This is a genomic window from Nocardioides ureilyticus, from assembly GCF_051280745.1.
Taxonomy (GTDB): Bacteria; Actinomycetota; Actinomycetes; order Propionibacteriales; family Nocardioidaceae; genus Nocardioides.
On sequence record NZ_JBNCOG010000004.1, the window covers coordinates 52,264 to 77,899 of the forward strand.

Annotated in this window: 26 protein-coding genes and 1 pseudogene; 23 read left to right on the forward strand and 4 right to left on the reverse strand. The window is 71.3% G+C overall.

Features of this window, described 5'->3' with window-relative positions; translation table 11 throughout:
• Positions 1 to 58 precede the first annotated feature (58 nt).
• Together ACSMHG_RS03400 and ACSMHG_RS03405 are read left to right on the forward strand one after the other, a co-directional pair.
• Positions 59 to 496 carry a nuclear transport factor 2 family protein gene (locus tag ACSMHG_RS03400; protein ID WP_435741977.1) on the forward strand — a complete coding sequence of 146 codons (438 nt, stop codon included), beginning with the start codon at positions 59 to 61 and terminating at the stop codon, positions 494 to 496.
• On the forward strand, positions 493 to 1,254 hold the full coding sequence (locus ACSMHG_RS03405; RefSeq protein WP_435741978.1) for an SDR family NAD(P)-dependent oxidoreductase: 762 nt from the start codon (positions 493 to 495) through the stop codon (positions 1,252 to 1,254). The genes ACSMHG_RS03400 and ACSMHG_RS03405 overlap by 4 nt, the downstream gene beginning before the upstream one ends.
• 64 nt (positions 1,255 to 1,318) lie before the next feature.
• Here the strand turns inward: ACSMHG_RS03405 and ACSMHG_RS03410 are convergent.
• The 4 genes and pseudogenes from ACSMHG_RS03410 to ACSMHG_RS03425 all read right to left on the reverse strand — a co-directional run.
• Positions 1,319 to 1,789 (reverse strand): annotated as a pseudogene (locus ACSMHG_RS03410) (MaoC family dehydratase); the annotation flags it as partial.
• A gap of 51 nt (positions 1,790 to 1,840) precedes the next feature.
• Complete coding sequence (locus ACSMHG_RS03415; protein ID WP_435741979.1) at positions 1,841 to 3,079, reverse strand: MFS transporter; 1,239 nt, start codon at positions 3,077 to 3,079, stop codon at positions 1,841 to 1,843.
• Positions 3,080 to 3,084: 5 nt separating this feature from the next.
• Positions 3,085 to 4,263, reverse strand: coding sequence for an NAD(P)/FAD-dependent oxidoreductase (locus ACSMHG_RS03420; protein ID WP_435741980.1), 1,179 nt, complete (start codon positions 4,261 to 4,263; stop codon positions 3,085 to 3,087).
• Positions 4,260 to 5,531: a cytochrome P450 gene (locus ACSMHG_RS03425; protein WP_435741981.1), complete on the reverse strand. Its 1,272-nt coding sequence runs from the start codon at positions 5,529 to 5,531 to the stop codon at positions 4,260 to 4,262. Before ACSMHG_RS03425 ends, ACSMHG_RS03420 begins: the two co-directional genes overlap by 4 nt.
• Positions 5,532 to 5,631: 100 nt before the next feature.
• Between ACSMHG_RS03425 and ACSMHG_RS03430 the strand changes: the two genes are divergently transcribed.
• From ACSMHG_RS03430 to ACSMHG_RS03530, 21 genes are all read left to right on the forward strand, one after another.
• Positions 5,632 to 5,829: a ferredoxin gene (locus ACSMHG_RS03430; protein ID WP_435741982.1), complete on the forward strand. Its 198-nt coding sequence runs from the start codon at positions 5,632 to 5,634 to the stop codon at positions 5,827 to 5,829.
• A 19-nt stretch (positions 5,830 to 5,848) separates the two neighbouring features.
• The gene (locus tag ACSMHG_RS03435) at positions 5,849 to 7,054 is read left to right on the forward strand and encodes an MFS transporter (RefSeq protein WP_435742095.1); all 1,206 of its coding nucleotides are present in this window, start codon (positions 5,849 to 5,851) and stop codon (positions 7,052 to 7,054) included.
• A 71-nt stretch (positions 7,055 to 7,125) separates the two neighbouring features.
• Positions 7,126 to 8,286 carry an acyl-CoA dehydrogenase family protein gene (locus ACSMHG_RS03440; protein WP_435741983.1) on the forward strand — a complete coding sequence of 387 codons (1,161 nt, stop codon included), beginning with the start codon at positions 7,126 to 7,128 and terminating at the stop codon, positions 8,284 to 8,286.
• 33 nt (positions 8,287 to 8,319) lie between these two features.
• A complete protein-coding gene (locus ACSMHG_RS03445) occupies positions 8,320 to 8,817 on the forward strand; it encodes a nuclear transport factor 2 family protein (RefSeq protein ID WP_435741984.1) in 498 nt (165 codons plus the stop codon).
• Positions 8,818 to 8,834: 17 nt separating this feature from the next.
• Positions 8,835 to 9,407, forward strand: coding sequence for a nuclear transport factor 2 family protein (locus ACSMHG_RS03450; protein WP_435741985.1), 573 nt, complete (start codon positions 8,835 to 8,837; stop codon positions 9,405 to 9,407).
• 34 nt (positions 9,408 to 9,441) lie between these two features.
• Positions 9,442 to 11,082 carry an FAD-dependent oxidoreductase gene (locus ACSMHG_RS03455; protein ID WP_435741986.1) on the forward strand — a complete coding sequence of 547 codons (1,641 nt, stop codon included), beginning with the start codon at positions 9,442 to 9,444 and terminating at the stop codon, positions 11,080 to 11,082.
• Entirely contained in the window at positions 11,079 to 12,632 is a 1,554-nt protein-coding gene (locus ACSMHG_RS03460) for a long-chain-fatty-acid--CoA ligase (RefSeq protein WP_435741987.1), read from the forward strand. Before ACSMHG_RS03455 ends, ACSMHG_RS03460 begins: the two co-directional genes overlap by 4 nt.
• Positions 12,625 to 13,077: a hypothetical protein gene (locus ACSMHG_RS03465; protein WP_435741988.1), complete on the forward strand. Its 453-nt coding sequence runs from the start codon at positions 12,625 to 12,627 to the stop codon at positions 13,075 to 13,077. The genes ACSMHG_RS03460 and ACSMHG_RS03465 overlap by 8 nt, the downstream gene beginning before the upstream one ends.
• Positions 13,074 to 13,514 (forward strand): MaoC family dehydratase, encoded by a 441-nt coding sequence (locus ACSMHG_RS03470; RefSeq protein WP_435741989.1) that lies wholly within the window; start codon positions 13,074 to 13,076, stop codon positions 13,512 to 13,514. Before ACSMHG_RS03465 ends, ACSMHG_RS03470 begins: the two co-directional genes overlap by 4 nt.
• Positions 13,511 to 13,957, forward strand: a complete 447-nt coding sequence (locus tag ACSMHG_RS03475) for an acyl-CoA thioesterase (RefSeq protein ID WP_435741991.1) — start codon at positions 13,511 to 13,513, stop codon at positions 13,955 to 13,957. Before ACSMHG_RS03470 ends, ACSMHG_RS03475 begins: the two co-directional genes overlap by 4 nt.
• Positions 13,958 to 13,981: 24 nt before the next feature.
• Positions 13,982 to 15,460 carry an aldehyde dehydrogenase gene (locus ACSMHG_RS03480; RefSeq protein ID WP_435741992.1) on the forward strand — a complete coding sequence of 493 codons (1,479 nt, stop codon included), beginning with the start codon at positions 13,982 to 13,984 and terminating at the stop codon, positions 15,458 to 15,460.
• Positions 15,461 to 15,662: 202 nt separating this feature from the next.
• On the forward strand, positions 15,663 to 17,357 hold the full coding sequence (locus tag ACSMHG_RS03485) for an FAD-dependent oxidoreductase (protein ID WP_435741993.1): 1,695 nt from the start codon (positions 15,663 to 15,665) through the stop codon (positions 17,355 to 17,357).
• A gap of 60 nt (positions 17,358 to 17,417) precedes the next feature.
• Entirely contained in the window at positions 17,418 to 18,587 is a 1,170-nt protein-coding gene (locus ACSMHG_RS03490; protein WP_435741994.1) for an ABC transporter substrate-binding protein, read from the forward strand.
• Positions 18,588 to 18,669: 82 nt separating this feature from the next.
• Positions 18,670 to 19,554: a branched-chain amino acid ABC transporter permease gene (locus tag ACSMHG_RS03495; RefSeq protein ID WP_435741995.1), complete on the forward strand. Its 885-nt coding sequence runs from the start codon at positions 18,670 to 18,672 to the stop codon at positions 19,552 to 19,554.
• A complete protein-coding gene (locus tag ACSMHG_RS03500) occupies positions 19,551 to 20,435 on the forward strand; it encodes a branched-chain amino acid ABC transporter permease (RefSeq protein ID WP_435741996.1) in 885 nt (294 codons plus the stop codon). The genes ACSMHG_RS03495 and ACSMHG_RS03500 overlap by 4 nt, the downstream gene beginning before the upstream one ends.
• A 3-nt stretch (positions 20,436 to 20,438) precedes the next feature.
• Positions 20,439 to 21,197: an ABC transporter ATP-binding protein gene (locus ACSMHG_RS03505; protein WP_435741997.1), complete on the forward strand. Its 759-nt coding sequence runs from the start codon at positions 20,439 to 20,441 to the stop codon at positions 21,195 to 21,197.
• Entirely contained in the window at positions 21,190 to 21,909 is a 720-nt protein-coding gene (locus tag ACSMHG_RS03510; RefSeq protein WP_435741998.1) for an ABC transporter ATP-binding protein, read from the forward strand. The genes ACSMHG_RS03505 and ACSMHG_RS03510 overlap by 8 nt, the downstream gene beginning before the upstream one ends.
• Positions 21,899 to 22,429 (forward strand): pyridoxamine 5'-phosphate oxidase family protein, encoded by a 531-nt coding sequence (locus ACSMHG_RS03515; protein WP_435741999.1) that lies wholly within the window; start codon positions 21,899 to 21,901, stop codon positions 22,427 to 22,429. Before ACSMHG_RS03510 ends, ACSMHG_RS03515 begins: the two co-directional genes overlap by 11 nt.
• Before the next feature lie 3 nt (positions 22,430 to 22,432).
• Complete coding sequence (locus ACSMHG_RS03520; RefSeq protein ID WP_435742001.1) at positions 22,433 to 23,995, forward strand: AMP-binding protein; 1,563 nt, start codon at positions 22,433 to 22,435, stop codon at positions 23,993 to 23,995.
• Entirely contained in the window at positions 23,992 to 24,783 is a 792-nt protein-coding gene (locus ACSMHG_RS03525; RefSeq protein ID WP_435742002.1) for an enoyl-CoA hydratase/isomerase family protein, read from the forward strand. The genes ACSMHG_RS03520 and ACSMHG_RS03525 overlap by 4 nt, the downstream gene beginning before the upstream one ends.
• A 72-nt stretch (positions 24,784 to 24,855) precedes the next feature.
• Positions 24,856 to 25,632 (forward strand): enoyl-CoA hydratase/isomerase family protein, encoded by a 777-nt coding sequence (locus tag ACSMHG_RS03530; protein WP_435742003.1) that lies wholly within the window; start codon positions 24,856 to 24,858, stop codon positions 25,630 to 25,632.
• The last annotated feature ends 4 nt before the right edge of the window (positions 25,633 to 25,636 follow it).

Here is a 25,636-nt window from a genome sequence, read left to right on the forward strand (position 1 = left end):
GGGTCCCTCGTCGAGAGGGCCGCTGCCCTGGTCGCGGGAACAGATGGAGGAGTCCGTCATGGAACAGCTCGAACGCGCGCAGTCGCTGCTGGAGAGTCGGGTCGCCCGGTTATACGCGCGCTACGCGGAGGCGGTGGACGCCGGCGACATCGAGGCGTTGCGCAAGCAGGTGACCGACGACGTCGCGATCACGCGGCCCGGAGGGGAGGCGGCGGGGGTCGAGGCTTTCCTGGACGTCTACCGCCAGGTCGTCGCGCAGGGGGTGCCGCTGACCCAGCACTCCGTGACGAACATCGTGGCCGAGCAGGACGGTGAGGTCGTCCAGGCGCGGGCGTACTTCCGTGCGATGTTCTTCGAAGCCGAGAGCACCCGCGTGGTGGTCGGCCGCTACGTCGACGACTTGGTGGAGGTGGCGGACGAGCTCCGCTTCGCGCACAAGCGCAACCACGTCCAGCGCGTGGTGACGCTTCCGGCCGCCACGGTGGTGGGCGCATGACCGGGACGGCCGGGCGCGCGGGCGCGGTGGTCGTGACCGGGGCCGCCCAGGGGCTCGGCCGCGGCATCGCCGAGGTCCTGGCGGGTCACGGGCGGCCGGTGGTCCTGGTCGACCGCGCCCCGGCGGTCTCGGACGTCGCAGACGCGCTGGGTCCCGAGCATGCGGCGGTGGTCGGTGACGTCCGTGACGTCGATGTCCTCGAGCGGGCGTGCTCCCTCGGTGGCTCGACCTCGGGTGGGCTCGGCGGCGCGGCCTTCAATGCCGGAGTTGCGGCGCCTGGGGCGTCGCTGGACTACGACATGGACGACTGGGACCGCGTGCTCGACGTCAACCTGCGGGCTGTGTTCGTGGGCGCCCGGGTGGTCCGTCGGCACCTGCCGCACGGCGGGTCGATGGTCGTGCTGAGCTCGATCTGCGCGGTCCAGGGGTTCGCCGCACGCGCTTCCTACTGCGCCTCGAAGGCGGGGGTGGAGGGGCTGGTCCGGTCGCTGGCGACCGAGTGGGCCGCCGACGGCGTGCGCGTGAACGCCGTGGCTCCGGGCACGATCGCGACGGAGATGCAGCAGGAGATGGTGGCGAGCGGTCGCGCCTCGCTGGACGGGTACCTCGCACGGATCCCGATGGGTCGGGTGGGGCAGCCAGGCGAGATCGGGGACGCGGTTGCCTGGCTGCTGAGCTCGCGCTCCTCCTACGTCACCGGGGCAGTCCTTCCCGTCGACGGCGGCTGGGCCGGGGCGGGCCTCCCCGCGCAGGCGTGACCAGGCGCGCGGCGCGAGCCGGGTGGACAAGCCCGTGCTAGCGCCGCGCCAGCCGATCTGGAGCTCAGTCCTCGGTGGGCCGCTTGAGCATCAGCCCGGCCCGGTGGGCGATGTGGACGAGCTCGTCGCGCTGGTTGTAGCCGCGGTGCTCGAAGCGGACGATGCCCGAGTCGGTGCGGCTCTTCGACTCCCGCTTGTCGAGGACCGTGGTCTCGGCGCGCAGGGTGTCGCCGTGGAAGACCGGGTTCGGGAAGTCGAACTTCGTGTAGCCCAGGTTGCCGAGCGTGGTGCCCATGGTGAGGTCGTAGACAATCATCCCGCCGATGAGCCCGGCGGTGTAGAGGCTGTTCATCAGGCGCTGCCCATGCGGCTGCGTGGCCATGTACTCGGCGTCGAGGTGGATGGGCGCCGGGTTCATCGTGATGGAGGTGAACAGGATGTTGTCCATCTCGGTGACCGTGCGGCTCCAGGGGTGCGCGAACTCCTGGCCGGACTCGAACTCTTCAAACCACATGCCCGGCATCGCGGGGCTCCTCTCGAGAGATTCGGTAGACGTCGCAGTCTAGAACAATCATGCGCATAGATTCTAGTGGCTTGTGGTCGCGCCGGCCGGCCTGCGATGCGCAGGGTGCATCCGGATCAGCAGCGCGAGGCTGAGGGTGCTCACGAACAGGCACAGCCCGAAGCCGGGGACCAGGCTGCCGGTGAGGTCCTTCAGCGACCCCATGAGGAAGGGGCCTAGGGCCCCGGCGGTGAACGAGAAGAGCATCGCCATGCTGCTGAGCCGGGTGGCGTCCTGCGGGGAGACTGCCTCGTCCTGCACCTTGACGAGGGCCAGGCTGCTGGCGCCGCCGATGCCGAAGCCGGCGAGGAGCAGGCCGGGGAGCGCCAGTGCCCGGGGGTCGATCGTGAGGAGCAGCAGGCCGAGGGTCGAGGTGAGCATGACGGTGGCGAAGACGCCGCGCCGACCGGGGCTCCGGTCGGTGAGCGGCGTCAGCGTCAGCATCGAGAGCAGCTGGACGACCTGGAACATGACGAGGTTCACGGCGGCTCGGGCCGGGCTGATCCCGACCTCGATGAAGAGGCTGGGGAGCCAGGCGATCACCCCGAAGCCCAGGAACATCGGTACGCCGTAGACCGCGGTGACGAACCACGCCCGCCCCTCGCGCAGGGGCAGCGACAGCCTCACGCGCGGTCCGGCGGCCTCCGGCATCCCGGCGCCCTTCGCCCGGGCCGCTACCAGAGCCGCGACGAGCAGCAGCGCCGGAACGCCCCACAGCGCCAGCGCCACCCGCCACCCGCCGAGGCCGCCCGCGAGGGGCTGGGCCGTGCCGGCGGCCACGGCCACGCCCAGCGCCATGGAGGTCGAGTAGATGCCCGTCGCCAGCCCGCGCAGGCGCGGGAGGTGGTGCGCGATGAACGCCGGCGTCAGGGTCGAGAGGACGCCCAGCGCGCCCCCGATGAGACCGGCCGAGACGACGAGCGGGACCGCGCTGCCGATGGCCAGGCGGGAGAGCTCGCCCATGCTCAGCGCCACCAGCATGACGATCATCGCCCCGTCGGTCCCCAGCCGGGATGACAGCGCGTGGCCGAGCGGGGCACAGATCGCCATGGCGAGCACCGGCAGGGCGGTCAGCAGGCTCGCGGTGGTCGCGCTGAGTGCGAGGTCGTCGCTGATGACCGGGATGAGCGGAGGTGTCACGCCGAAGATGGCGCGGACGTTCACCCCGATCGCAACGACCAGGGCGAGTGCGACCCACGCCGGCAGTCGGCGGCTGCCCGCGGGACGGCGGCCTCGCGGGTCGGCGGCGAGGCTGGGGTCCAACGGGGTCAGTCCAGGGCGTCGAGCGGTCCGCCGACGGCCGTCCGGGCCGCCACGACGTCCTTCGTCGCGTCCACCCCGAGCCACGCCGTCAGGAGCCCGTCCCTGCTCCACCGAGCGCGGGCCAGGGAACCGTCGGTGCGCCGGTCGACGGTGACGGTGTCCTCGGGGCCGTGCGAGCCGACGTACTGGAGCTTGTGGCCGTGCTGGTCGGACCAGAAGTAGGGAACGGGATCGTGGGCGGGTCCGTCGTCCCAGCTGAGCAGGCTCATCGCCGCGACGGTGGCGGACGTGCTCGCCTCGTCCCAGTGCTCCACCACGCGGTGCGCGCCGGCGTGGCTCGACCAGCGCTGCGCCACGTCGCCCAGGGCCACGACGCCGTGGACGTTGGTGCGGCAGCGGGTGTCGGTGAGGATCCCGCGGTCGGTCTCCACCTGCGAGGACGCCAGCCAGGAGACGTCCGGGCGGACGCCGATGCCGGTGACGACGACGTCGGCCGGCAGCACGGCGCCGGCGGCGAGGTGCACGCCGTCAGGCTCGACCGAGGCGACGGCGGTGCCGGTGCGCAGGTCCACGCCGTCCCACCAGGCGCGGGTGGCCGCACCGACCTCGGCGCCGAGGGCGCCGGCCAGCGGCTCGGGACCGTACTCGAGACAGGTGACCCGGCAGCCGCTCGTCCGGGCGACGGTGGCCACCTCGGCTCCGATCCAGCTGGCGCCGATGACCACCACCCGGGCGCCCGGGACGAGGGCGGCACGCAGGCGCAGCGAGTCGTCGAGGGTGCGCAGCGTGAGCTGCCGGCCCTCGCCGGGAAGGGTGAGGGGCTCGGCGCCGGTAGCGAGAGCGAGGCGGTCGTACGCGATCTGCCCGGCGGTCGTGGTGACGGTGCGCGAGCCGGTGTCGAGTGCGGTGGCGCGGGTCCCGAGCCGGAGGTCGACGGCAAGCTTCTCCACGTCGAAGGGCAGTGCGGCGTCATCGCGCTCGCCGGCGAGGACCTCCTTGGACAGTGGCGGGCGGTCGTACGGCGGCACGTCCTCCGCGCCGACCACGGTGAGGGCGCCACGGAACTTCTTGCGCCGCAGGACCGCACAGACCCGGGCGGTGGCCAGGCCGCCGCCGACGACGACGACCCGTCCCTCGGCCAGGTCGAGCGGTGCCTCAGTGGCCGGCCCGACGGCCGCGCTCACGACCCCGTCTTGGTGTAGTGCTCGGCGAACAGCGGGGTGTCGCCCAGCTCGCGCGCACCCGGGGTGAAGGTCACCGGGAGGCTGTGGAACCCGGCGTTGGTCCCCTGGTCGGGGTAGCTCACGGCGTTGTCCATGTCGACGACGTAGTCGCCCATCCGGCGCAGCACCTGACGGATCATCTCCCGCGCCATCGCCTTGCCGAGGTGGGAGCCGGCGCAGCGGTGGATGCCCAGCCCGAACGCCACGTGGCGGTTGGGCCAGCGGGTGATGTCGACGGTGTCGGGGTTCTCGAACTGCTCGGCGTCGCGGTTGGCCGAGGCCCACGAGAGCAGTGCGCGGTCGCCCTTGCGGACCGGGCAGCCGTGGAACTCGGTGTCCTCCATGATCGTGCGCGCCAGGGCCTGGGTGGGCGAGAAGACCCGGAGGAACTCCTCGACCGCCACGTCGACCATGGACGGGTCGTCGATGAGGCGCTGCCGCTCCCCGGGGTTCTGGAACAGCCAGACGAGCGACTGCGTCACCAGCGACGCGGTGGTGCCCACCCCGCCCGAGATCACGAGCTCGAGGATCGAGTAGATCTCGTCGTCGTCCATCTTCCGGCCGTCGACCTCGACGTTGATGAAGTGGGTCGTCGCGTCGTCGGCGGGGTGCTGGCGCCGGTGGGCGATGTGCTCCCGCACCGTCTTGCTGACCCAGGGCACGGCGACCTCGGCCGCGTGGGTGTACTCCGGCGATCCGGGGGCCGCCGAGACGAGGGTGTGCATGGCGTCGACGTAGTTCTGGTACTCCGACGGGTCCAGCCCGAGCCAGTCGATGGTGACCGCGGCCGGGACCGAGGCGACGATCGCCAGGTCGGCGGCGCCGCCCTCGATGATCGTGTCGAGGAAGCCGGTGACGTAGTGCTTGATGACCGCGTCGAGGTTCTCGACGGCGGCGGGGGCGGTGACCTGGTTGACCGCGCGGCGGTAGGGACGGAACGCAGGGGGGTCGAGCTCGATCGGGATGTGGAAGGCGGTCGGTGCCTTGGGGATGGTCACGGAGAGCCCCGGCCCGCCGTACTCGTCGTGCCGGCCGGACGAGAAGAGGTCGTCGTCACGGGAGGCGTCGAAGAGCGCCTTGTAGGCGGAGATCACCCAGTAGCCGCCGTGCGCCTCGGTCCAGGCCACGGGCGCCTCCTCACGTAGCTTGCGGTAGATAGCGACGTGGTTCTCGGCGTGCTCCGCCGAGTGGTGGTCGAAGTGGGCTACGGGGCAACGGGGCTCGGGCATCGGTTCACCAATCCTCCTCGGCGGCCAAGGGGCTTCCTTGGGTGAGCAGGATCATGATAATAGTTATACCCAGCATGGAGTCAAGGAGTGGAGGATCATCGTGAAGGTTGTCGCCGATCTCGACAAGTGTCAGGGCCATGGCCTGTGTCGGATGTCCGCACCCGACGTCTACGACGTGACCGACGACGAGGGTCAGGTGATCGTGAAGTTCGACGGCGCGATCCCTGAGGAGCTCGAGGACGCCGCCGCGCTGGGCGTCGACTCCTGTCCGGAGATCGCTCTCAGCATCCAGGAGTGACCCCCTGAGGGGCGCCGGGCTGCTCGCCTTCGCCCTCCTCGCCACCTCTGTGGTGATGCCCTCGCTGGTCGGCCTGCTCTCGGTCGACCTGGGCAACGACCTCGGTTTCGGGGACGCTGGCCTGGGGGCCGCTGTCTCCGCCTTCTGGCTCGTGACTGCGATCGCCGCGCCCCTGGCCGGCCGCTGGGTCGACGCCCGCGGGTGGCCCGTCGGCGCCTGTGTGGGCGCGCTCTTGACCGCCGCTGGTCTCGCGACCTGTGCACTTCTGGTGCACTCCTGGCTCGGTCTGCTCGTGGTCCTCGCCGTCAGTGGGATCGGCTACGCGTTCTGCTCGCCCACCAGCAACATCCTGGTCGTTGCCGTGGTGCCGCCCCGGCGACAGGCCTCGATCCTCGGTTTCAAGCAGACTGCGCCGCCCCTGCTCATGGCCACGGCCGGCGCCACCCTTCCGGCGCTCGCGCACGCCCACGGCTGGCGATGGGCCGTCGCCCTCGGTCTGCTGCTCCCAGTCGGGGTGCTCGTCGGCGTACGCCGACTGCTCGCGACCGGGGTCCCGGTCCGGTCGGCGCGCCCGTCCGCCGGTGTGGCGGCTCCCGTTCCCGACGGGCTCCCGACTCCTGAGCCCGCCGCGCCCCTGCGTGCGCTGCCCGTCGTGGTCGCCGCGGGACTCGGAACCCTCTCGGTGGCGACCGTCACCGGGTTCGCGGTGTTCACGCTGGTCTCGGTCGACGTGGCACCGGTGCGGGCGGCGGCTGTCGTGGCGGTCGGCAGCCTGGCCGCGGTCCTCGCCCGGGTCGCTGCCGGAAGGTTCCTGGACTCTCGGCCGGTGGAAGACCTTGCGCCCGTGCTCGTGGTCATGGGCCTCGCGGCGCTCGCGCTGGCGATGGTCGCCACTGGGACCTTCGGGAGTGCTGGAGGAGATGGGGTGTGGCGGGCCCTCGTGGTCGCGGGGGTCGCCCTCAGCCTCGTCACGGCGTGGACCTGGCCGGCTCTGTTGCTGCTGATGGTGGTCCGCCGCGCGCGCGGGCCGGGTGCGGCCAGCGGCCTGCTGCAGCTGGGCAGCGGTATCGGGTCGGCCGTCGGACCGGTCGGCTTCGGGCTGCTGTCGGGTGCGGGGAGCCGAGGGTGGGCCTGGCTCGTGATGACCGCGGCGACGGCGCTGGCGATGGTCCTCGTCGCCCGCGCCGGGCGTCCGGTTCGAGCGGTGGTGGCGGCGGAGGGGTGACATGGGCGCCGACATAGTGATAATAGTAATAAGGGAATGGGCGACGCCCTGCCGAGCACTCAGGAGGACCCGTGGACTTTGCCGTGGACGAGACGCACGAGGCGATCCGAGACGCCGTGCGGGCCATGTGCGCGAAGTTCGACGACGACTACTGGATGCGGCAGGACGAGAAGCACGAGTTCCCCTGGGACTTCTACAACGCCGTCGCCGAGGCCGGCTGGCTCGGCCTGAGCATCCCCGAGGAGTACGGCGGCGGTGGGCTCGGCGTCACCGAGGCCGCCATCGTCGAGCGGGAGATCTCGGGCTCGGGCGCCGGCATGGCCGGCTGCTCCGCCGTGCACATCGGCATCTTCGGCTTCGAGCCGCTGATCCGGCACGGCAGCGACAGCCTCAAGGAGCGCTTCCTGCCCCGCGCCGTGAGCGGCGACCTGCACGTCTCCTTCGCCGTCACCGAGCCGGACGCGGGCACCGACACGCTCAACCTGCAGACCTCCGCCCGCAAGGTCGACGGCGGCTGGCTGGTCAACGGCAAGAAGGTCTGGATCACCAAGGCGCAGGAGGCAGAGCGGATGTTCCTCCTGGTGCGGACCTCGGCGCGGGAGGGCAAGGCGCACCGCGGGCTGACGCTGATGTTCGCCACCCTCGACCCTGAGGCCGTGCAGATCCGCGAGATCCCGAAGCTGGGGCGGCATGCGGTCGACACCAACGAGCTCTTCATCGACAACCTCTTCGTAGCCGACGAGGACGTCATCGGTGAGGTCGGCGAAGGTTTCAAGGTCATCCTCGGCGGCCTGAACGCCGAGCGGGTGATCTCCGCCAACGCTGCCCTCGGTCTGGGGGAGGCCGCGCTGCGCCGTGCGACGGCGTACGCCAAGGAGCGGGTGGTCTTCGGCCGTCCGATCGGCCAGAACCAGCTGATCGCCGGGCAGCTCGCCGAGGCCCGGATCCGCCTGGACGCCGCCACCGTGATCTGTGACAAGGCCGCATGGATGGTCGACCACGACATCCCGTGCGGGCGCGAGGCCAACGAGGCGAAGTTCCTGGCCAGCGAGGCCGGGTTCAACGCCGCCGACGTCGCGATCAACGTGCACGGGGGTTACGGCTACGCCCGGGAGTACCACGTGGAGCGCTACTTCCGGGAGTCGCGCCTGAACCGGATCGCGCCGATCAGCCAGGAGATGGTCCTCAACTACATGGCCGAGCACGTGCTCGGCCTGCCTCGCAGCTACTGACCGCCGGCGACCGACCGCTGACCGGAGGGTGAGATGACCAGCACCAGCGACGACCTGCTTCGCAGCCTCGAGCTGCAGCGTGCCGGCGAGGTCGTGCTGCACCGCTACCAGCGGCTCGTCGACCAGAAGGACCTCGACGGTCTCGCCGCGTCGGTCAGCGACGACGTCGTGATCCAGCGCCAGGGGGGCGAGGCGTGGCACGGCCGGGGCAGGTTCCGCGACTTCTACCGCCGCTTCACCGAGTCGGACGTGGTGGTGGCCCACCACATGGTCACCAACCTGCAGGTCACGGACCTGCGGCCGGACGGCGCGCCCGACAGCATCCGGATCGACTCCTGCTTCCTGGCGATCACCACGCACGAGAGCGGGGAGGCCCGGATGATGTGGGGCCGCTACTGCGACGACGCCGTGCGCAGCGACGACTCCTGGCTTATGTCGGCCAAGCGGATCGCCCTCGTCCGCACGGCCTTCATCGAGGAGTCCGCCCTGGCGCCCGCCGACATGGTCTCGTTCGCCCCCCGCACCCGCTGACCCCCTGAGGAGCAACCATGAGCGCCACCCTGGAAGACCGCATCCGCCGCATCGAGGACAAGCTCGCCCTCCACGACCTGGCCCACCTCTACGGATTCGTCATGGACGAGCGCGACCTCGAGGGCCTGGGCAGCCTGTTCACCGAGGATGCCCATCTCGGCTCGGCCGACGGAGTCTTCGACGCGCGCGGCATCGACGCCATCGCCGAGACCTACCAGAGCCGGTACGACGCGCTCGGCCCCACCCACCACTTCGTGCACTCCGCGATCTCGCGCTTCGACGACACCGATCCCGACCGCGCCTACGGGCTGGTCAGCGGCCACGCGGAGGTGGTGCGCCACGGAGAGACGATGCTCGTGGCACTGCGCTACGACGACGTGTACCGGCGGACCGAGCAGGGCTGGCGGATCGCCGAGCGGGTGATGGGCTACATGTACTACCTGCCCGTCACGAGCTACGTCGAGACCATGAAGGGCGACGACCGCAGCCTGGTGTACGGCGACCCCCGCCCGGCCGACTGGCCGTCGGTGCTGCACGGCAAGGACCTCGGTTGGCTGCGCGCGCACTACACGCCCGCGTCCGGGTCCTGAGTGTTCCCGCGAGCGACCGACGGAGGAGCACGCCATGAGCGAGACGAGCCACGTGGACGTCGTGGTCCTCGGCAGCGGGTGCGCCGGCATGATGGCAGCGCTCGCCGCCGCCGACGCCGGGGCCAGCGTCGCCCTGCACGAGAAGGCGGAGCTGCTCGGCGGCACGACGGCGCTCTCGAGCGGTGTCGCGTGGCTGCCGGCGAACAGGCTCCAGGCCGAGCACGGGGTCGTGGACTCCGTCGAGCAGGGCCGCGACTACCTCACCGCGCTCTCGCACGGGATGATCCTGCCGGAGTTCACGGAGGCCTTCCTCACCACCGTCGACCCGATGCTCGACTGGCTCGAGGAGCGCACCCCGTTGCGGATGCGCCTGGTGCCGGGCTACCCCGACTACCACCCCGAGTTCCCCGGCGGGCTGCCCGGCGGCGGTCGGTCGACCGAGCCTGAGCTGTTCTCCTTCCACGAGCTCGGCGAGTGGGCCGACCGGTTCCTCGGCTCTCGCCGCTCGATGCATGTCGGCGAGACCCCCGTCGGAGGGGGCACGGGCGTGCTGACCCCCGAGGTCGAGCAGCAGCGTGCTGAGCAGCGGCTCGAGGGCCTCGGACGGGGCATGCTCGGCGCCTTGCTCAAGGGTCTGCTCGACCGCGGCGTCCGAGTCACCACCTCCAGCCGGGCCACCGAGCTCGTCGTCGAGGACGGGGCGGTCGTCGGCGTCCGCTTCGAGGGTGGCGCCGAGGTGCGCGCCACCCGCGGCGTCGTGCTGGCCACCGGCGGCTTCGAGCGCGACCCCGACCTCGTCCGCGACTTCCTGCGCGGCCCGCTGCACCACCCGCCCGGCGCCCCCAGCAACACCGGCGACGGCCTGCGGATGGCGATGAAGGTGGGCGCGCAGCTCGGGGTGATGCGCGAGGCATGGTGGGTCCCGGTGGTGACGATCCCTGGCACCGAGGGCGAGCAGTACTCCGGTCACGGCGTCCAGCTCGTCCAGCGCGAGCGGACGCTGCCGCGCACCATCATGGTCAACGACCGGGGCCGCCGCTTCACCAACGAGGCGGCCAACTACAACGCCCTCGGCGGTGCGTTCCACGCCTTCCACCCGACCCGGTTCCGCTACGAGAACGTGCCGGCCTGGGTCGTGTTCGACCAGGGCTTCGTCGACGAGTACGGCGGCTACGGCTTCCAGGCCGGAGAGGCCGTCCCCGACTGGATCGACCGGGCGGACTCGGTCCCGGAGCTGGCCGAGGTCGTCGGCCTGCCCGCCGACGAGCTCGGCGCCAGCGTTGAGCGCTGGAACGAGCTGTGCGCGCAGGGCCGGGACGCCGACCACGGACGCGGGGACTCGGCGTACGACGGGTGGTGCGGTGACCGCGCCTCCTACCCGTCGCCGATGGCCACCCTCGGCCCGCTCGACCGGGCCCCGTTCTACGCGACCCGCGTGCACAGCAGCGCGCTCGGCACCAAGGGCGGGCCGCGGACGACCACGGACTGCGAGGTCCTCGACGTCGACGGCCGGGTCGTGCCCGGTCTCTGGGCCGTGGGGAACGCGATGGCCGCGCCCACGGGCATGGTCTACGGCGGTGCGGGCGGCACGCTCGGGCCGGCCATGGTGTTCGGCTACCGCTGCGGGGCGTCGGTGGCGGGCAAGCCGCTCGAGCTGGAGGGAGACGCAGGATGAACGAGGGACTGATTCCCGCCAAGTGGGCCGCGCTCACCCCGCGCCACCAGGCGTTGTACGACGCGCCGGCCGACCGTCGGGTGACGTGGTCCGAGCTCGACGAGCTCGTCCGCCGGCTCGCGAACGGGCTGCTCGGCCTCGGGGTCCGGAAGGGCGACCGGGTGGCTGTGCTGTCCCGCAACAGCGTGGAGTACCTCGCCGTGTACTTCGCCGCCGGGCGCATCGGGGCCGTCACGCAACCGCTGAACTGGCGGCTCGCGGCGCCCTCGCTCGCACAGGTCGTGCGGGACGCGGCGCCGCGGGTGCTGGTCTCCCAGGACGAGTTCGGTGGTGTCGTCGCCGACCTGCAGCGGGCCGTCGACGTGGGCCACTGGCTGGAGTTCGGCGAGTCCTCCGACGGCTCGTTCCACGACCTCGTCGCGCGGTCGGCGGACCACGAGCCACTCGGCAGCGACGACGTCGGTGACGATGACCCCTTCTTCCTCCTCTACACCGGGGGGACGACCGGGGACTCCAAGGGGGTGGTGCACACCCACCGCAGCGCCGCTGCGGGCATGCTCAACCAGACCGTGGCGGAGCGGGTGGTGCCCAGCGACGTCTACATGCTCACCGGCCAGATGTTCCACATCCCCGTCGTGCTGGGGATGAACTATCTCAAGCACGGCTGCCCGCTGGTGCTGATGAACTTCGAGCCGCGCCGCGCGCTGGAGCTGATTGAGGGCGAGCGGGTCTCGGCGTTCCTGGGTGTGACGACGATGCTGAACTGGATGATGGCGCAGGACGACTTCTCCCGCTACGACCTGTCGAGCCTGCGCAACATCCAGTACGGCGGCGGCCCGATGCCGAGCCAGACCGTCCGGCAGGCGCTCGACTCCTTCCCGTGCACCCTGATCCAGGGCTACGGGCAGACCGAGGGGCCGGGCATGACGTTCCTGTCCCAGGAGGACCACCTCGACGCCGCCCGGGGCATCCGTCCCGAGCGCCTGCGCTCCTGTGGCCGCGAGGGCTTCCTGTCCATGGTCCGGCTGGTGGACCTCGACGGGAAGGAGGTCCCCCGCGACGGGCGCACACCCGGCGAGATCGTGGTGAAGTCGCCGGCCAGCATGGCGGGCTACCTCGACCGTCCCGACCTCACGGCCAAGACCATCCGGGACGGCTGGATGCACACCGGGGACATCGCCACCTGGGACGAGGACCGCTACGTCTACATCGTCGACCGGGCGAAGGACATGATCATCTCGGGCGGCGAGAACATCTACTCGGTCCAGGTCGAGGACGCGATCGCCAGCCACCCCGCCGTCCTGGAGTGCGCGGTGATCGGCGTCCCCGACGACGAGTGGGGTGAGGCGGTGAAGGGCTTCGTCGTCCTCAAGCCGGGGCAGGAGGTCACCGAGGCGGACATCATCGAGCAGGCCAGGACGCAGCTCGCCGGCTACCAGAAGCCGCGCTCGGTGGAGTTCGTCGCCGAGCTGCCGAAGGCGCCGACGGGAAAGATCCTCAAGCGGGAGCTGCGCCGTCCCTACTGGGAGGAGCGGGAGCGCAATGTCTGACTCCGAGACGCCGGTCCATGGCGCCGACTACTCCGACAGGGTCGGACGGGAGTTCCCCGGTGGGCGCTACGTCCTCGCGCCCTGGCGAACCTGGCTGGTCGCCGACGCACTCCTCGACGATCCGTGGGAGGAGACGCCTCACCCGGTGCTGGCGTGGATGGCCGGCGTCGCCGGCATGGGGATGACGTGGGACGACCTGTTCTCCTGGTTCGATGCCCACGCCACCGAAGGCCCGATGTTCGGGGAACACCGCACCACGCTGCACCGCCCGCTGGAGCGGGACGCGACGTACGACGTCTCCGGGCGGATCGTGTCGGTGGACCGCAAGGTCGGCCGGCGCGCCGGGACCTTCGACGTGGTCGGCTACGAGCTCGACCTGCACCTGGCGGGCGAGCACGTGGCCCGCTGCTACAACTCGATCGTCTTTCCCCGGAGGGCCGCATGAGCAGCGACACGAGCGCCGTCGAGGTCGGCGCGGAGATCCCGCCCCTCGAGCTGGAGGTCGACCCGGAGAGGATGAAGGTGATGGCCGCACTCCTCTCGGACCCGACTCCGATCCACTTCGACACCAGGGTGTTGGCCGAGCTCGGCATGGACGAGCGCCCGGTCAACCAAGGACCGCTCAACATGGGCTACCTGCAGACGATGCTGGCGCGCTGGGCCGGTGGACGGGACCGCTTGCTCGACTTCCGGGTCCGCTTCCAGGGCAACGTCCTGGCCGGTGACACGGTGCGGGCGACCGGTCGGGTCGCCGCGCTCCGCGACGACCCCCGGGGGCAGGTGGCCACCTGCGACATCGCGCTCGAGGTGTTGGGTGGCGACGTGGTGCTCAGCGGCACCGCCGACGTGCTCCTCGCTGACGAGGGCGGTGCGCCGGCATGACCGCGCCGCACGAGCCTGCTGCCGGGCGCCTGGGCTTCCAGCTGGCGTACGGCGACACCGACACCGTGGGCATCGCCTACTTCGACATCTACTACCGGTGGATGGAGCGCTGCTACTCGACCTGGCTCTTCGCCCACGGCATCCGCAGCGGCCAGATGGCCGACGACCTCGGTGCGGTCACGGTGGGTATCAGCTCGGGATGTCGCTACGTCGACACGGTCGAGGTCTTCGACGAGGTGGTCTGCCAGGCGGTCGCCGATCGGATCGGCACCAGCTCTTACGCGGTCGGCTTCGAGTTCACGCGCGGCGACCGGCTGGTGACCAAGGGCCAGATGGTCTTCGCGGCCCGTGACCCGCACGCATTCGGCAAGACACCGATCCCCGCGCGCCTCCTCGAGGTGCTCAAGACCCTTCCCGCGCCGCACTTCGACATCGAGGTGTGAAACCCCCACGAGCAGGAGATCCACATGACGCAGACCGACGAGCGAGCCGCCGCCTCCCTCGGCGACGCCGGACCGATCCGGAGCTTCGACAAGCTCTTCATCGGCGGCAGCTGGGTGGCGCCGTCCTCCGACGAGGTGATCGACGTGGTCTCACCGATCGACGGCCGGGTCATCGCCACTGTCCCGGCGGCGCGGCAGGCCGACGTCGACCGGGCGGTCGCGGCCGCCCGGAAGGCCTTCGACCACGGCCCGTGGCCGCGGATGACTCCCGCCGAGCGCGGTGCCTACCTGCGACGGGTCGGCGACGAGGTGGTCAAGCGGATCCCGGAGATGGCCGAGGCGTTCACCTGGGAGATCGGCGCGCCGTCCCCGGTCTCCCAGGCGTTCCACGACAACGCCCGCAAGATGTGGGAGGACTCCTCGACCCTCCACGAGCGCTTCCAGTTCGAGGAGGAGCGCACGTGGGAGGGCGGCCATGGCCGCCTGGTCCGCGAGCCGGTCGGCGTCGCAGCCGTCATCATCCCCTGGAACGGGCCCGTCGCGACCGCCTCCCTCAAGATCGGGCCGGCGCTTGCGGCGGGGTGCACCGTCGTCTTCAAGCCGGCTCCTGAGGGGCCGGTGAGCGTGATGATGCTGGCCGAGGCCTTCGAGGCGGCGGGCCTGCCCGAGGGCGTGGTGAGCGTGCTGCCGGCCGGCCGGGAGGTCGGCCAGTACCTCGTCGAGCACCGCGACGTCGACAAGGTCTCCTTCACCGGGTCGACCGAGGCCGGCCGCCGCATCATGGCGGCCGTGGCCGACCGCATCGGTCGAGTGAGCCTCGAGCTCGGCGGGAAGTCCGCGGCGATCATCACCGACGACGTCCCCCTCGAGGACGTGCTGCCGACCCTGGTCTTCGGCGGCGTCGCCAACTCCGGCCAGGTCTGCGCGGCGCTGACCCGGGTCCTCGTCCCGCGGCACCGCCAGGACGAGGTCACGGACGCGATGAAGGCGGCGTACGCGGGACTGAGCGTGGGCGATCCCCGGGAGGAGGGAACGACCATCGGCCCGCTGGCCGCCGAGCGGCAGCAGCAGCGGGTCTTGGAGTACATCCGGGTGGGCAAGGACGAGGGCGCCCGGCTCGTCACCGGTGGCGGTGTTCCCGACGGGCTCGATGACGGCTACTACGTCGAGCCCACGATCTTCGCCGACGTCACCAAGGACATGCGCATCGCGCAGGAGGAGATCTTCGGCCCGGTCGTCGTGGTGATGCCCTACGACGACGTCGAGGAGGCCATCGACATCGCCAACTCGACCGAGTACGGGCTCTCCGGCGCGGTCTACGCTGCCGACGACGCCGCCGCCGAGGCCATTGCCCGTCGGATCCGCACCGGCCAGATCGGCGTGAACACCTGGGGCATGTGCGTCACGCAACCGTTCGGCGGCTACAAGCAGTCGGGCCTCGGGCGCGAAGGGAACGTCGAGGGGCTCGGTGCCTTCCTCGAGACGAAGCTGATCATGCGCTGACCCGCTCGCAACGGCGGGCCCGGGCGGGCCACCGCCCGGGCCCGCCGTCTCTGGGCGCGGCCTCCCAGCCGGTGCGGCGTACGTGATTCTTGACCGGCATTGCGCCTAATGATGCGCAGGATTGGTTGACAACAACGTTGATCATGATATTCACTCATCTCGACGATGTGATCGCCGCCACGCAGCAGGAGGCAACCTTCCCATGGCCGAGACCACCACCACCGCCGTCCTCGTCGTCGGCGCGGGGCTCTCCGGTCTCGCCACCGCGCTCACCAGCGCGCTGAACGGCAGGCCGGCGGTCGTGCTCGAGGCCGCTGAGCTCGTGGGCGGCGCGGCCGCCTACTCCGGTGGCCAGGTGTGGTGCGGGGCCAACCACGTCGCCGAGCGCGAGGGGATCGGAGGCGACTCCAAGGAGCTCACCGAGACCTACATCCGGGACGTGGCCTCGCACCTCGCCCCCGAGGCGCTCGACGAGGCGGCGCTGCTGCGCTGGATCGACACCGCGCCGGCGGCGATGCGGTACTTCGAGGACAACGGCGCCATCCGCTGGACGGTGATCCCGGGCCTGGCCGACTACCACAACGAGGCGGACGGCGCGCTGCCGCAGGGCCGCTACCTGACCAACGAGGTCATCGACGGCTCGGCCCTGGGGGAGTGGCGCGAAAGGCTGCGCTACAGCCCGTACTTCCCGGTGGGCACGACCTACCGCGAGCTGCTCGAGAAGGGCCGGCGCGCGACGTACGTCGACGACGGCGGCGACGAGCAGAGCGCGACCAAGCGCTCCCACGCCGGCCTCCCAGCCTTCGGACTGTCGGACGGCACCGCGTTCGAGCGGTCCGCCGACGCCGACCCGCTGACCTACGGGACCGGCGTGGTCGCGGGCTTCCTCGCCCGCGTCGCGGCGCACGAGCTCGTCGAGATCCGCACCGAGTGTCGGGTCACCGAGCTCCTCACCGACGGCGCGGCCGTGGTGGGGGTGCGGGCCGAGACCCCGGACGGGGTCGAGGAGCTGCGCGGCCCGGTGGTGCTCGCGACCAGCACCTACGACTGGGATCCGCAGCTGGTCGAGGAGATCCTCGGTCTCGGTCCCGAGGACTGGGGATCCGTCGCCCCGGAGACCCTCCGTGGCGACGGCATCAAGCTGGCGCGCCAGGTCGGCGCCCAGGTCGCGCGGATCCCCGCCAACGCCACGCCGATCCTGCCGGGCTGGCGCTCGGAGGTCGGCACCGGCTTCGGCTACGGGCCCGAGTACGCGATGCCCCACTCGATGATCGTCGACCGGCACGGCAACCGCTACTGCAACGACTCGTACTGGGTCGACATCTGCCGACGCACCCTCGATCCCGAGGACCGCCACCTGCCCTTCTTCCTGGTCTGGGACGACCAGCACCGGGTGAAGTACGGCCTGGCTGCGACGCCGCCGGGAGGCGACTACCCGCAAGGGTGGGTCGAGTCGGCCGACACCCTCGAGGAGCTGGGCGAGCGGCTCGGCATCGACGGCGCGCAGCTCGCCCGGACCGCGGAGCGGTTCAGTGAGCACGCCGAGAGGGGCGAGGACCCCGACTGGGGTCGCGGCAGCATCGACTACGTCAACACGTTCGCCGGGGACCCGGGCAACCACCCCAGCCCCGTCCTCGGCCCGGTCGCCCAGGCTCCTTTCCACGGTCTCAGGCTGCGTTTCGTCGGCACCGGGATCGGGACATCCGGGGTCCGGATCGACGGGGACGGTCGGGTCCTCGACGAGGCGGACCAGCCCCTCGCGGGCCTCTACGCCGCAGGCTCGGTGGCCGCGCTGACGACCACCGGCACGGCGTACAACTCAGGAATCGCGCTCGGGCGCGGACTGACCTTGGCCTACCTGGTCGGTCACGAGCTCTCAGGCAGCCCCATCGCCTGACAGGTCGGAGGGTCACCGCGCCCGCGGATGGACCCGCAACTACAAGTAGCTGGAGGAATCATGAGCAGAGCGCGGACGCGCACGACCGTGCTGGCGGGGCTGGCCACGGCCGCTTTGTTCAGCACGGCAGCCTGTGGTGGCGGCGAGGCCGGCTCGACCGGCGCCGAGGGTGACGGCGGCATCGCCGACACCATCACCGTCGCCCAGGTCCAGGACCAGACCGGGCCCGTCGCGTACGCCGGCCTCGGCTCGTCCGAGGGAGCCGAGCTGGCGATCGAGGAGATCAACGAGCAGGGGTTCCTCGGCGACGGCGTCGAGATCGAGCTCGAGAAGTACGACACCGCGGGCGAGATCGAGCGCGCGGCGAGCGAGATGAACAAGGTGCTCTCCGACAACGACGTCTCGGCGATCCTCGGCCCCGTCTCCAGCCAGCAGGCGGCGACGGTGGCGCCGCTGGTCGGGCGCCAGGAGGTCCCCACGGTCTTCACGCAGGCCGGCGCCGAGGGCGTCGTGATCAACGACTGGACCTTCCGGGTGACGCCGCCCATGGAGAGCTATTACGAGCCCGTGCTGGACTACCTGGCGGAGGAGGGCGCCGAGACCATCTCGGTGCTCTACAACGCGACCTTCCCGACCTTCGCCCTGCTGGGCGAGGAGGACGTCCCGGCCATGGCCGAGGAGCGCGGCATCGAGGTCGTGCAGTCGCTGCCGGTCCAGATGACGACGCAGGACTTCGCGGGCCAGACCCAGCAGATCGCCAGCGAGGCGCCCGATGCCCTGGTGATGCTGCTGATCGCGCCGCAGTCGGTCACTGCCCTCAAGCAGCTCAAGACCGCCGGGTACGACGGTCAGGTCGTGGCGACGTCGGTCCAGGCGGCGGGCAACATCGAGGCCGCCGGCGACACGGCCAACGGCCTGATCTACCCAGTGCCGTTCTCGGTCGCGCTGGAGGGTGAGGGGCCGACGTCCTTCACCGAGGCCTTCCGTGCGAAGTACGACAAGGACCCCGACCCCTACAACGCCGACGGCTACGACGCGATGTGGTGGATCGCCCGTGCGATCAAGGCCTCGGGCGACTCCTCGCGCGAGGGCATCAAGGAGGGTCTCGAGCAGGTGGCTTCGGAGGGCTTCAGCGGCGCCATGGGTGAGCTGACGTTCGAGGGCAACGACGCTCGCGTCCCCGGCCACCTGGTGCGCTGGGAGAACGGCGAGGAGACGCTGGTGGAGTGACGTCGCGCCACCGGGACGGCGGTCTGCCCCCGTCGTCCCGGTGGCCCTCGGTCACCGCTGCTGCCTATCGAGAGGAACCCCCGTGCAAGACGTGCTCAATGCCGCGACGCTGGGCTCGATCTACCTGCTGTTCGCCCTGGGAATGGCCCTCGTCTGGGGGACGATCGGCATCCTCAACTTCGCCCACGGGTCCACGTTCATGTTCGCCGCGTTCGTCGGCCACCTGGTCACCACCCGTGCGGAGCTCCCGCTCCTCGGAGTCGTCGCGGTCGCCGTCCTGGTCGGGGCCGTGATGTCTGCCCTGACCCAGCTGCTGGCCTTCCAGCCGATCCTCAAGCGCGCGAAGAACCAGCACGCGGCCGAGCTGCGGATCCTCATCGGGGGCATCGGCGTGGCAGCGATCCCGCTGGCGATCGCCCAGCGCGAGACGCGGTCGGCCCCGTTCGGCCTGCGCACGTCGTACACGCCCGAGGTGCACGAGTTCCTCGGGCTGCGAATGACCACGACGGCGGTCATCATCGTCATCTGCGGGCTCGCGATCGGCGTGGGCCTCACGCTCTGGCTGCGCCGCTCCCGCCACGGCCTGGCGCTTCGTGCGATCGGCGTCGATGCGGAGACGAGCGCCGGGATGGGGGTCAACCGTCCGGCCCTCGCCTTCGGCACGATGGCGGTGGCGGGCGGCCTCGCCGGCCTCGCCGGCGCCTTGCTCACGCTGCACCTGGGCGCCATCGCGCCCGAGACCGGGGACCAGCTCATCATCAAGGCCTTCGCGATCATCGTGCTCGGCGGGCTCGGGTCGATGGCCGGCACGGTGATCGGCGCCTACGTGCTCGCCGGTGCCGAGACCTTCATCCTGATGATGAACTGGGGAACCTGGGTCGACGCGGTCTCCTTCGGAATGATCTTCCTCATCCTGCTCGCCCGTCCTCAGGGCCTCCTGGGACGCAAGGAGGTGCGCCGCACATGAGCGCTTGGTACGACATGAACGTCGTCCTCATCCAGACGACGCTGACCACGCTCCTTCTCGCCCTGAGCATCCAGGTGCCGCTGCGGTTCGGGGTCTTCTCGTTCGCCGGGGTGGGCGCCTTCGGCATCGGCGGCTACGGGTCCGCCATCGCGATGGTCACCCTCGGCTGGAGCACCTGGCCGGCCATCGCCCTCGGCACCGTGGTGGCGGGCGCCGTGGTCTTCCTGCTGGGGTTGGTCGTGCAGCGCCTGACCGGTCTCTACATGGGCATGGCGACCATCGCCTTCACGTTGATCATCTCGGTCCTGGCGGTCAACGGCGGGGACCTCACGGGCGGGGCGATGGGCCTGTACGGCGCCCTGGGTGAGATCTCGGTCGTCCAGATCGTCCTGGTCGTCCTCCTCGTCGTCGGGCTGCTGCACTTCAGCGAGCGGGGTGGCATGGGACGGCGGGTCGACGCCGTGCGGGACGACCCCGAGCTCGCCAACGCGCTCGGCGTCGACGTCGCCCGCTACCGGCGGGCCTCGTTCCTGGTCTCCGGCCTGCTCGGCGGCCTGGCCGGGGGGATCACCACCCTCCTGCGCTCGACGATCACGCCCGCCGAGGTCAACTTCCACCTGGTGATCCTGGCCCTGACCGCCATCGTGGTCGGCGGGTCCCGCTCCTGGGTGGGCGCGCTGATCGGCGCGGTGATCTTCGTGTGGCTGCCGACCTGGATCGGCTTCCTCGAGGAGTGGGAGCGCGTCGCCTACGGCGTCATCGTCGCGGTGGCGGCGATCTACCTCCCCCTCGGCGTCCTCGGCGTGGTCAAGGACGCCTGGCACCGGTATCGCACCCGAGAAGAGCGTGCCCGCGTGGCGGCGCTGGCTAAGGAGAGCTGAGCCATGGCTGACACCGAACCCGCCCAGGACGGCGCGCTCCTCGAGGTCCGCGACGTCGCGGTGCACTTCGGCGGGGTCAAGGCCGTCGACGGGATCAGCATGAACCTGCAGCCCGGTCGCATCTACGGGGTGCTCGGTCCGAACGGGTCGGGGAAGTCGACGCTGCTCGGCGCCATGACCCGGCTGACGCCGATGACCCGCGGGGCCTTCCTCTTCGAGGGCGAGGACTACAGTCGGCGGCCCGCCCGCACCGTGCACCACATGGGGATCGCGCGGACCTTCCAGACGGTCCGTCTCCTCGAGGACCGGTCCGTGCGGGACAACGTCCTCCTGGGTACGGACACGCTGGGCAAGAACTCGCGCAAGGAGGCCGTGGCGCGGGTCGACGAGGTGCTGGAGCGCCTCGGCATCCGGGAGATCGAGCGGGTGCGACCGGACGAGCTCTCGTACGGCATGCAGCGCCGCGTCGAGTTCGCACGCGCGATCGTCAGCCGGCCGCGGTTGCTGCTGCTCGACGAGCCGACGGCCGGGATGAACACCTCCGAGCGTGAGGAGATCGGCGCCCTGATGCGCCAGCTCCTCGCCGAGGGGGTCACCCAGTTCATCGTCGAGCACGACGTGCAGATGATGGTCGACACCTGTGACCACCTCTACGCCATGAACTTCGGGAAGCTCATCGCCGAGGGAGCGCCGACCGAGGTCGTCCGCGATCCGGCGGTGCAGGAGGCCTACTTGGGAAAGGCGGCGGGCAGGCATGCTTGAGGTCAAGGACCTACACGTCAACTACGGGCCGGTCAACGCCGTCCACGGCGTCTCCTTCGCCGCGGGTGAGAGTCAGGTCACGGTGGTCCTCGGACCCAACGGGGCAGGAAAGTCGACGAGCCTCCGGGCGGTGGCGGGGTTCCACAAGCCGCGGGCCGGCACGGTCGAGCTGGACGGTGAGTCCATCAGCGGCCTGCCGGCGCACAAGGTGGTGCGCCGCGGGATGAGCCTCGTTCCCGAGGGCCGGAAGATCTTCTTCCCGCTGACGGTGGAGGAGAACCTGCGGATCGGCGGCTACACGGCCTCGCGCGCGAGCGGGGAGAAGACCATGGCCGAGGTCTACGACACCTTCCCCGTGCTCGGGGACCGACGCCACTCGGCGGCGGGGCTGCTGAGTGGCGGTGAGCAGCAGATGCTCGCCTTCGGGCGGGCGCTCATGTCGCAACCACGGATCATGCTCATGGACGAGCCGTCGATGGGCCTGGCGCCCACGATGATCGAGACGGTGATGGCGAGCGTGAAGGTCATGGTCGACAAGGGGATCGGGATCCTGATGGTCGAGCAGAACGCCGATGCCGCGCTCGAGCTCGCGGACACGGTCGTGATCGTGACGCGCGGGGAGACCACCTGGACGGGAACCGCGGCGGAGGCGCGGGCCGACAAGACCGTCGTGCACGCCATGCTGGGCGAGGCGGCGCTCGATGAGTCGTGACGCCGTCTCCCACGCGGCGAGCCGGCCCGGTGACAAGGACATCGAGAACCTCGCCGCGGCCACGCTGAGCGTGCAGGGCCAGCACGAGCTGTGGTCGGCCCAGACGGAGGCGGTCCTCACCGTCCTGCAGGACGGGATGCCCACCTCGGTGGTGATGAGCTTCGCCGTCGACGACGCCGGACACTTCTGGTTCGCGACCGTCGAGGGCCGCCGCCAGGTTCGGGGCATCGACTCCGACCGCCGGGTCGCGGTCGCGGTCTCCAACACCGGGACGGACCTGCCGGGTCGGAGGATGGTGGCCCTGCGCGGCGAGGCCACCGTGCATCGCGACCGCGAGGTCGTGCGCCGCACCATCGAGTGGCTCGCCCCGCGGCTCGCCCCCGAGGACCCGGAGGCCTTCGTGCGCCTGCTCGACAGTCCTGGTCGTGTCGTGATCGAGGTGCGGCCGACGCGCGTGACCGCGTCCCACGACTCCGGCCGGCTCGCCGGAGACGGGCGTGGCGGACGGCGGAAGGACTGAGTCGTGGTGGCGGTGACCATCGGGGCCTGGCTGCGCGAGGTGGCGAGCGACCCGCTCCGCCGGGCCGCCGAGGTCGTGGTCGAGGAGGAGCGGACCGACGCCTCGAGGCTGGACCGCGCCGCCGACGCGGTCGCCTCGGGCCTGCTCGCGCTCGGGCTGGAGCCCGGAGACCGGGTCGCCGTGCTGTCGCCCGCGCGGGTCGCGTCGCTGGAGGCATGGTTCGGCATCGCCCGCGCGGGACTGGTCGAGGTCCCGCTCAACCCGGCGGCCGGGGACGTCCTCGCCTCCTGGTGCCTCGCCCGGTCCAGGACCCGCGCCGTCGTCTGCGACGTCGACCTGCTTCCCCGGCTGGTCGCAGCGCTCCCGGGCTCTGCCGTGGAGCACGTGGTCGTCGTCGGCGGGCTTCCGGCCGACCGCCCGCGTCCGGCCGGCGTCGCCGTCATCGACTTCGACGACCTGCTGGCGCACAGGATCGACGAGCTGCCCGAGGTCCGACCGACCGACACGGCGGCGATCCTCTACACGTCCGGCACCACCGGTCCTCCGAAGGGCGTCCTGCTCTCGCACCGCGCGAACGTCACCCTGGCCCGGCGCACGGTGAGCCTGATGGGCTACACCTCGGCCGACCGCCTCTACAGCGTCTTCCCGTTGTACCACTCCAACGCGCGGTACTGCTCGGTGATGGCCGGGCTGGAGGCCGGGGCCGGGGTGTTGCTGCACCGACGCTTCAGCGCCTCGCGCTTCTGGGACGTCTGCCGGCAGGAGGGCATCACCGCGTTCAACTACCAGGGCGCGATGATGAGCATCCTGCACAAGCAGGCCCCGCGGCCCGACGACGCCCGGCACGCGGTGCGGGCCGCGTTCGGCGCGCCGTGCCCCGCCGAGATCTTCTCCGCCTTCGAGGAGCGCTTCGGGGTGGAGCTCACCGAGATCTATGGCAGCACCGAGGCCTCCCTGGTCTGCGAGATGCCTCCCCGTCAGCGCCGGATCGGCACCGCTGGCCGGGAGTCGACGCTCTATCGCGTCGCGGTGGTGGACGAGCAGGACGAGGAGGTCCCCCCGGGCACGCCCGGCGAGATCGTCGCGCGCCCGAAGGGCCCGGGATGCATGTCCGACGGGTACGACGGCGACCCTGCCGCCACCGTCGCGGCCTGGCGCAACCTCTGGTTCCACACCGGTGACCGCGGCGTCCTGGACGAGGACGGGTTCCTGACGTTCCTCGACCGGCTCAAGGACACCGTGCGGCGTCGTGGCGAGAACGTGTCCACGTGGGAGGTGGAGCGGGTGGTGGCGTCCCATCCTGGCGTGGCCCAGGCGGCGGCGTACGGCGTCTCCTCGGAGCTCTCCGAGGAGGAGGTGATGGTGGCGGTGGTGCCGACGCCGGGTGCCTGTCTGGACCCCGTCGAGCTCCTCGCCCACTGCGAGGGCCGGCTCACCGGCTTCGCCGTGCCGCGCTACGTGCGCACGATGGAGGCGCTGCCGCTCACCCCGAGCCAGCGCGTGGAGAAGTACCGCCTGCGCGAGGAAGGTGTCACCGACGACACCTACGACCGGGAGGCGTCATGAGCGACGAGGCGCGGTCCGTGGCCCACCTGGGCACCTTCGAGCGCTTCCGGCTCGAGTCCCGCGACCCCGGTGTGCTGGTCGTGACCATGGCGCGGCCGGAGAAGCTCAACGCGATGGACCAGCTGTGGTTCGCGGAGCTGACCCGCCTGATGGGGTCGGTCGGCAAGGACGAGGACGAGCACCGGGCGGTCGTGCTGACCGGAGAGGGTCGTGCTTTCTCGGCGGGCGGCGACATCGACATGTTCCACGACCTCGCCGGGGACGTCGCGCGGGTGCGACCGCACCTCGCCCGGGTCTACGAGGCCTTCCACGCCGTCGAGACCTGCGCGGTCCCGGTGGTCGCGGCGGTCAACGGCATCGCGTTCGGCGGGGGGAGCGAGCTGACGCTGGCCTGCGACGTGGCCCTGGCCGGGGAGTCGGCCCGGTTCTCCTTCAAGGAGGCCTCCGTCGGCCTGATGCCCGGCTACGGCATCGTGCGGGGGCCCGACGTGATCGGGCGTCCGTGGACCCGCTACCTGGCGCTGTCCGGTCGTACCGTCGGTGCCGCTCGAGCCGCCGACATCGGCCTGGTGCAGGAGGTCCTTCCGGACGAGGACCTGATCGCCGAGGCGCTCGGCCTCGCCGAGGAGATGGCGGTCAACCCGCCCATGGCCGTCCAGGTCGGCAAGGCGTTCCTCAACCGGGACACCGGGACCGGCTACGCCGAGTCGGTCGAGGCGGTGGCGCTGCTGTTCGGGACCTCCGAGCACCGGGACGCCGTGGCAGCCTTCCGGGCGCGCCGGTCCTGAGGCGTTGCACACCGCGGCGACCATCGGTAGATTGCTGATTATGAACACCATGGATTGTTGAGGAGGTCCCCCATGGGCAGCATCCACGTGACCGAACGCCGGGACGTCGTCTGGATCACCATCGACGCCCCCGAGCGGCGCAACGCCTACGACCTCGCCATGGCGCAGGAGATGATCCGCGCCGTCGAGGACGCGGCCGAGGCTGCGGCCGTGGTCGTGCAGGGTGCGGAGGGCAGCTTCTGCGCAGGCGGGGCGCTCACCGAGCTCGGGGACCCCGATCCCGCGCAGCTGCGCCGCCTCTTCACCACCTCCGCCCGGCTCCTCGACACCATCCGGGCCTGTCCGCGCCCGGTGATCGCCGCGGTCGACGGCGCCGCCGCCGGGGGTGGCAACGAGCTCGTGGTCGCGTGCGACTTCGCGATCGCCACGGAGCGGGCGACCTTCGGCCAGACCGGGCCGAAAGTGGGGTCCGCCCCGGTGCTGGGCGCGACCAACGTGCTCGCCGTGCAGGTCGGCGAGCGTCGGGCCAAGGAGATGGCCATGCTGTGCCGCCGCTACAGCGCCGCCCAGGCGCTGGAGTGGGGCCTGGTCAACGAGGTGGTGGCGAACGACGGCCTCGACGCCGCCGTCGAGCGCTGGCTCGACGAGATCGACGCGCTGAGCCCGCGCTACCTCGAGATCGCCAAGACGAGCTCGAACCAGTGGTGGCACCAGTCGCGCGACAACATGGCCGCCAACCTCGGCGCCCTGGTCCAGGCGATCGGCAGCGAGGACATGCTCGAAGGTGCTCGGGCCTTTCTCGAGAAGCGCAAGCCCGACTTCCGCGGCGCCCGCCGCCGGAAGTCCTGACGAG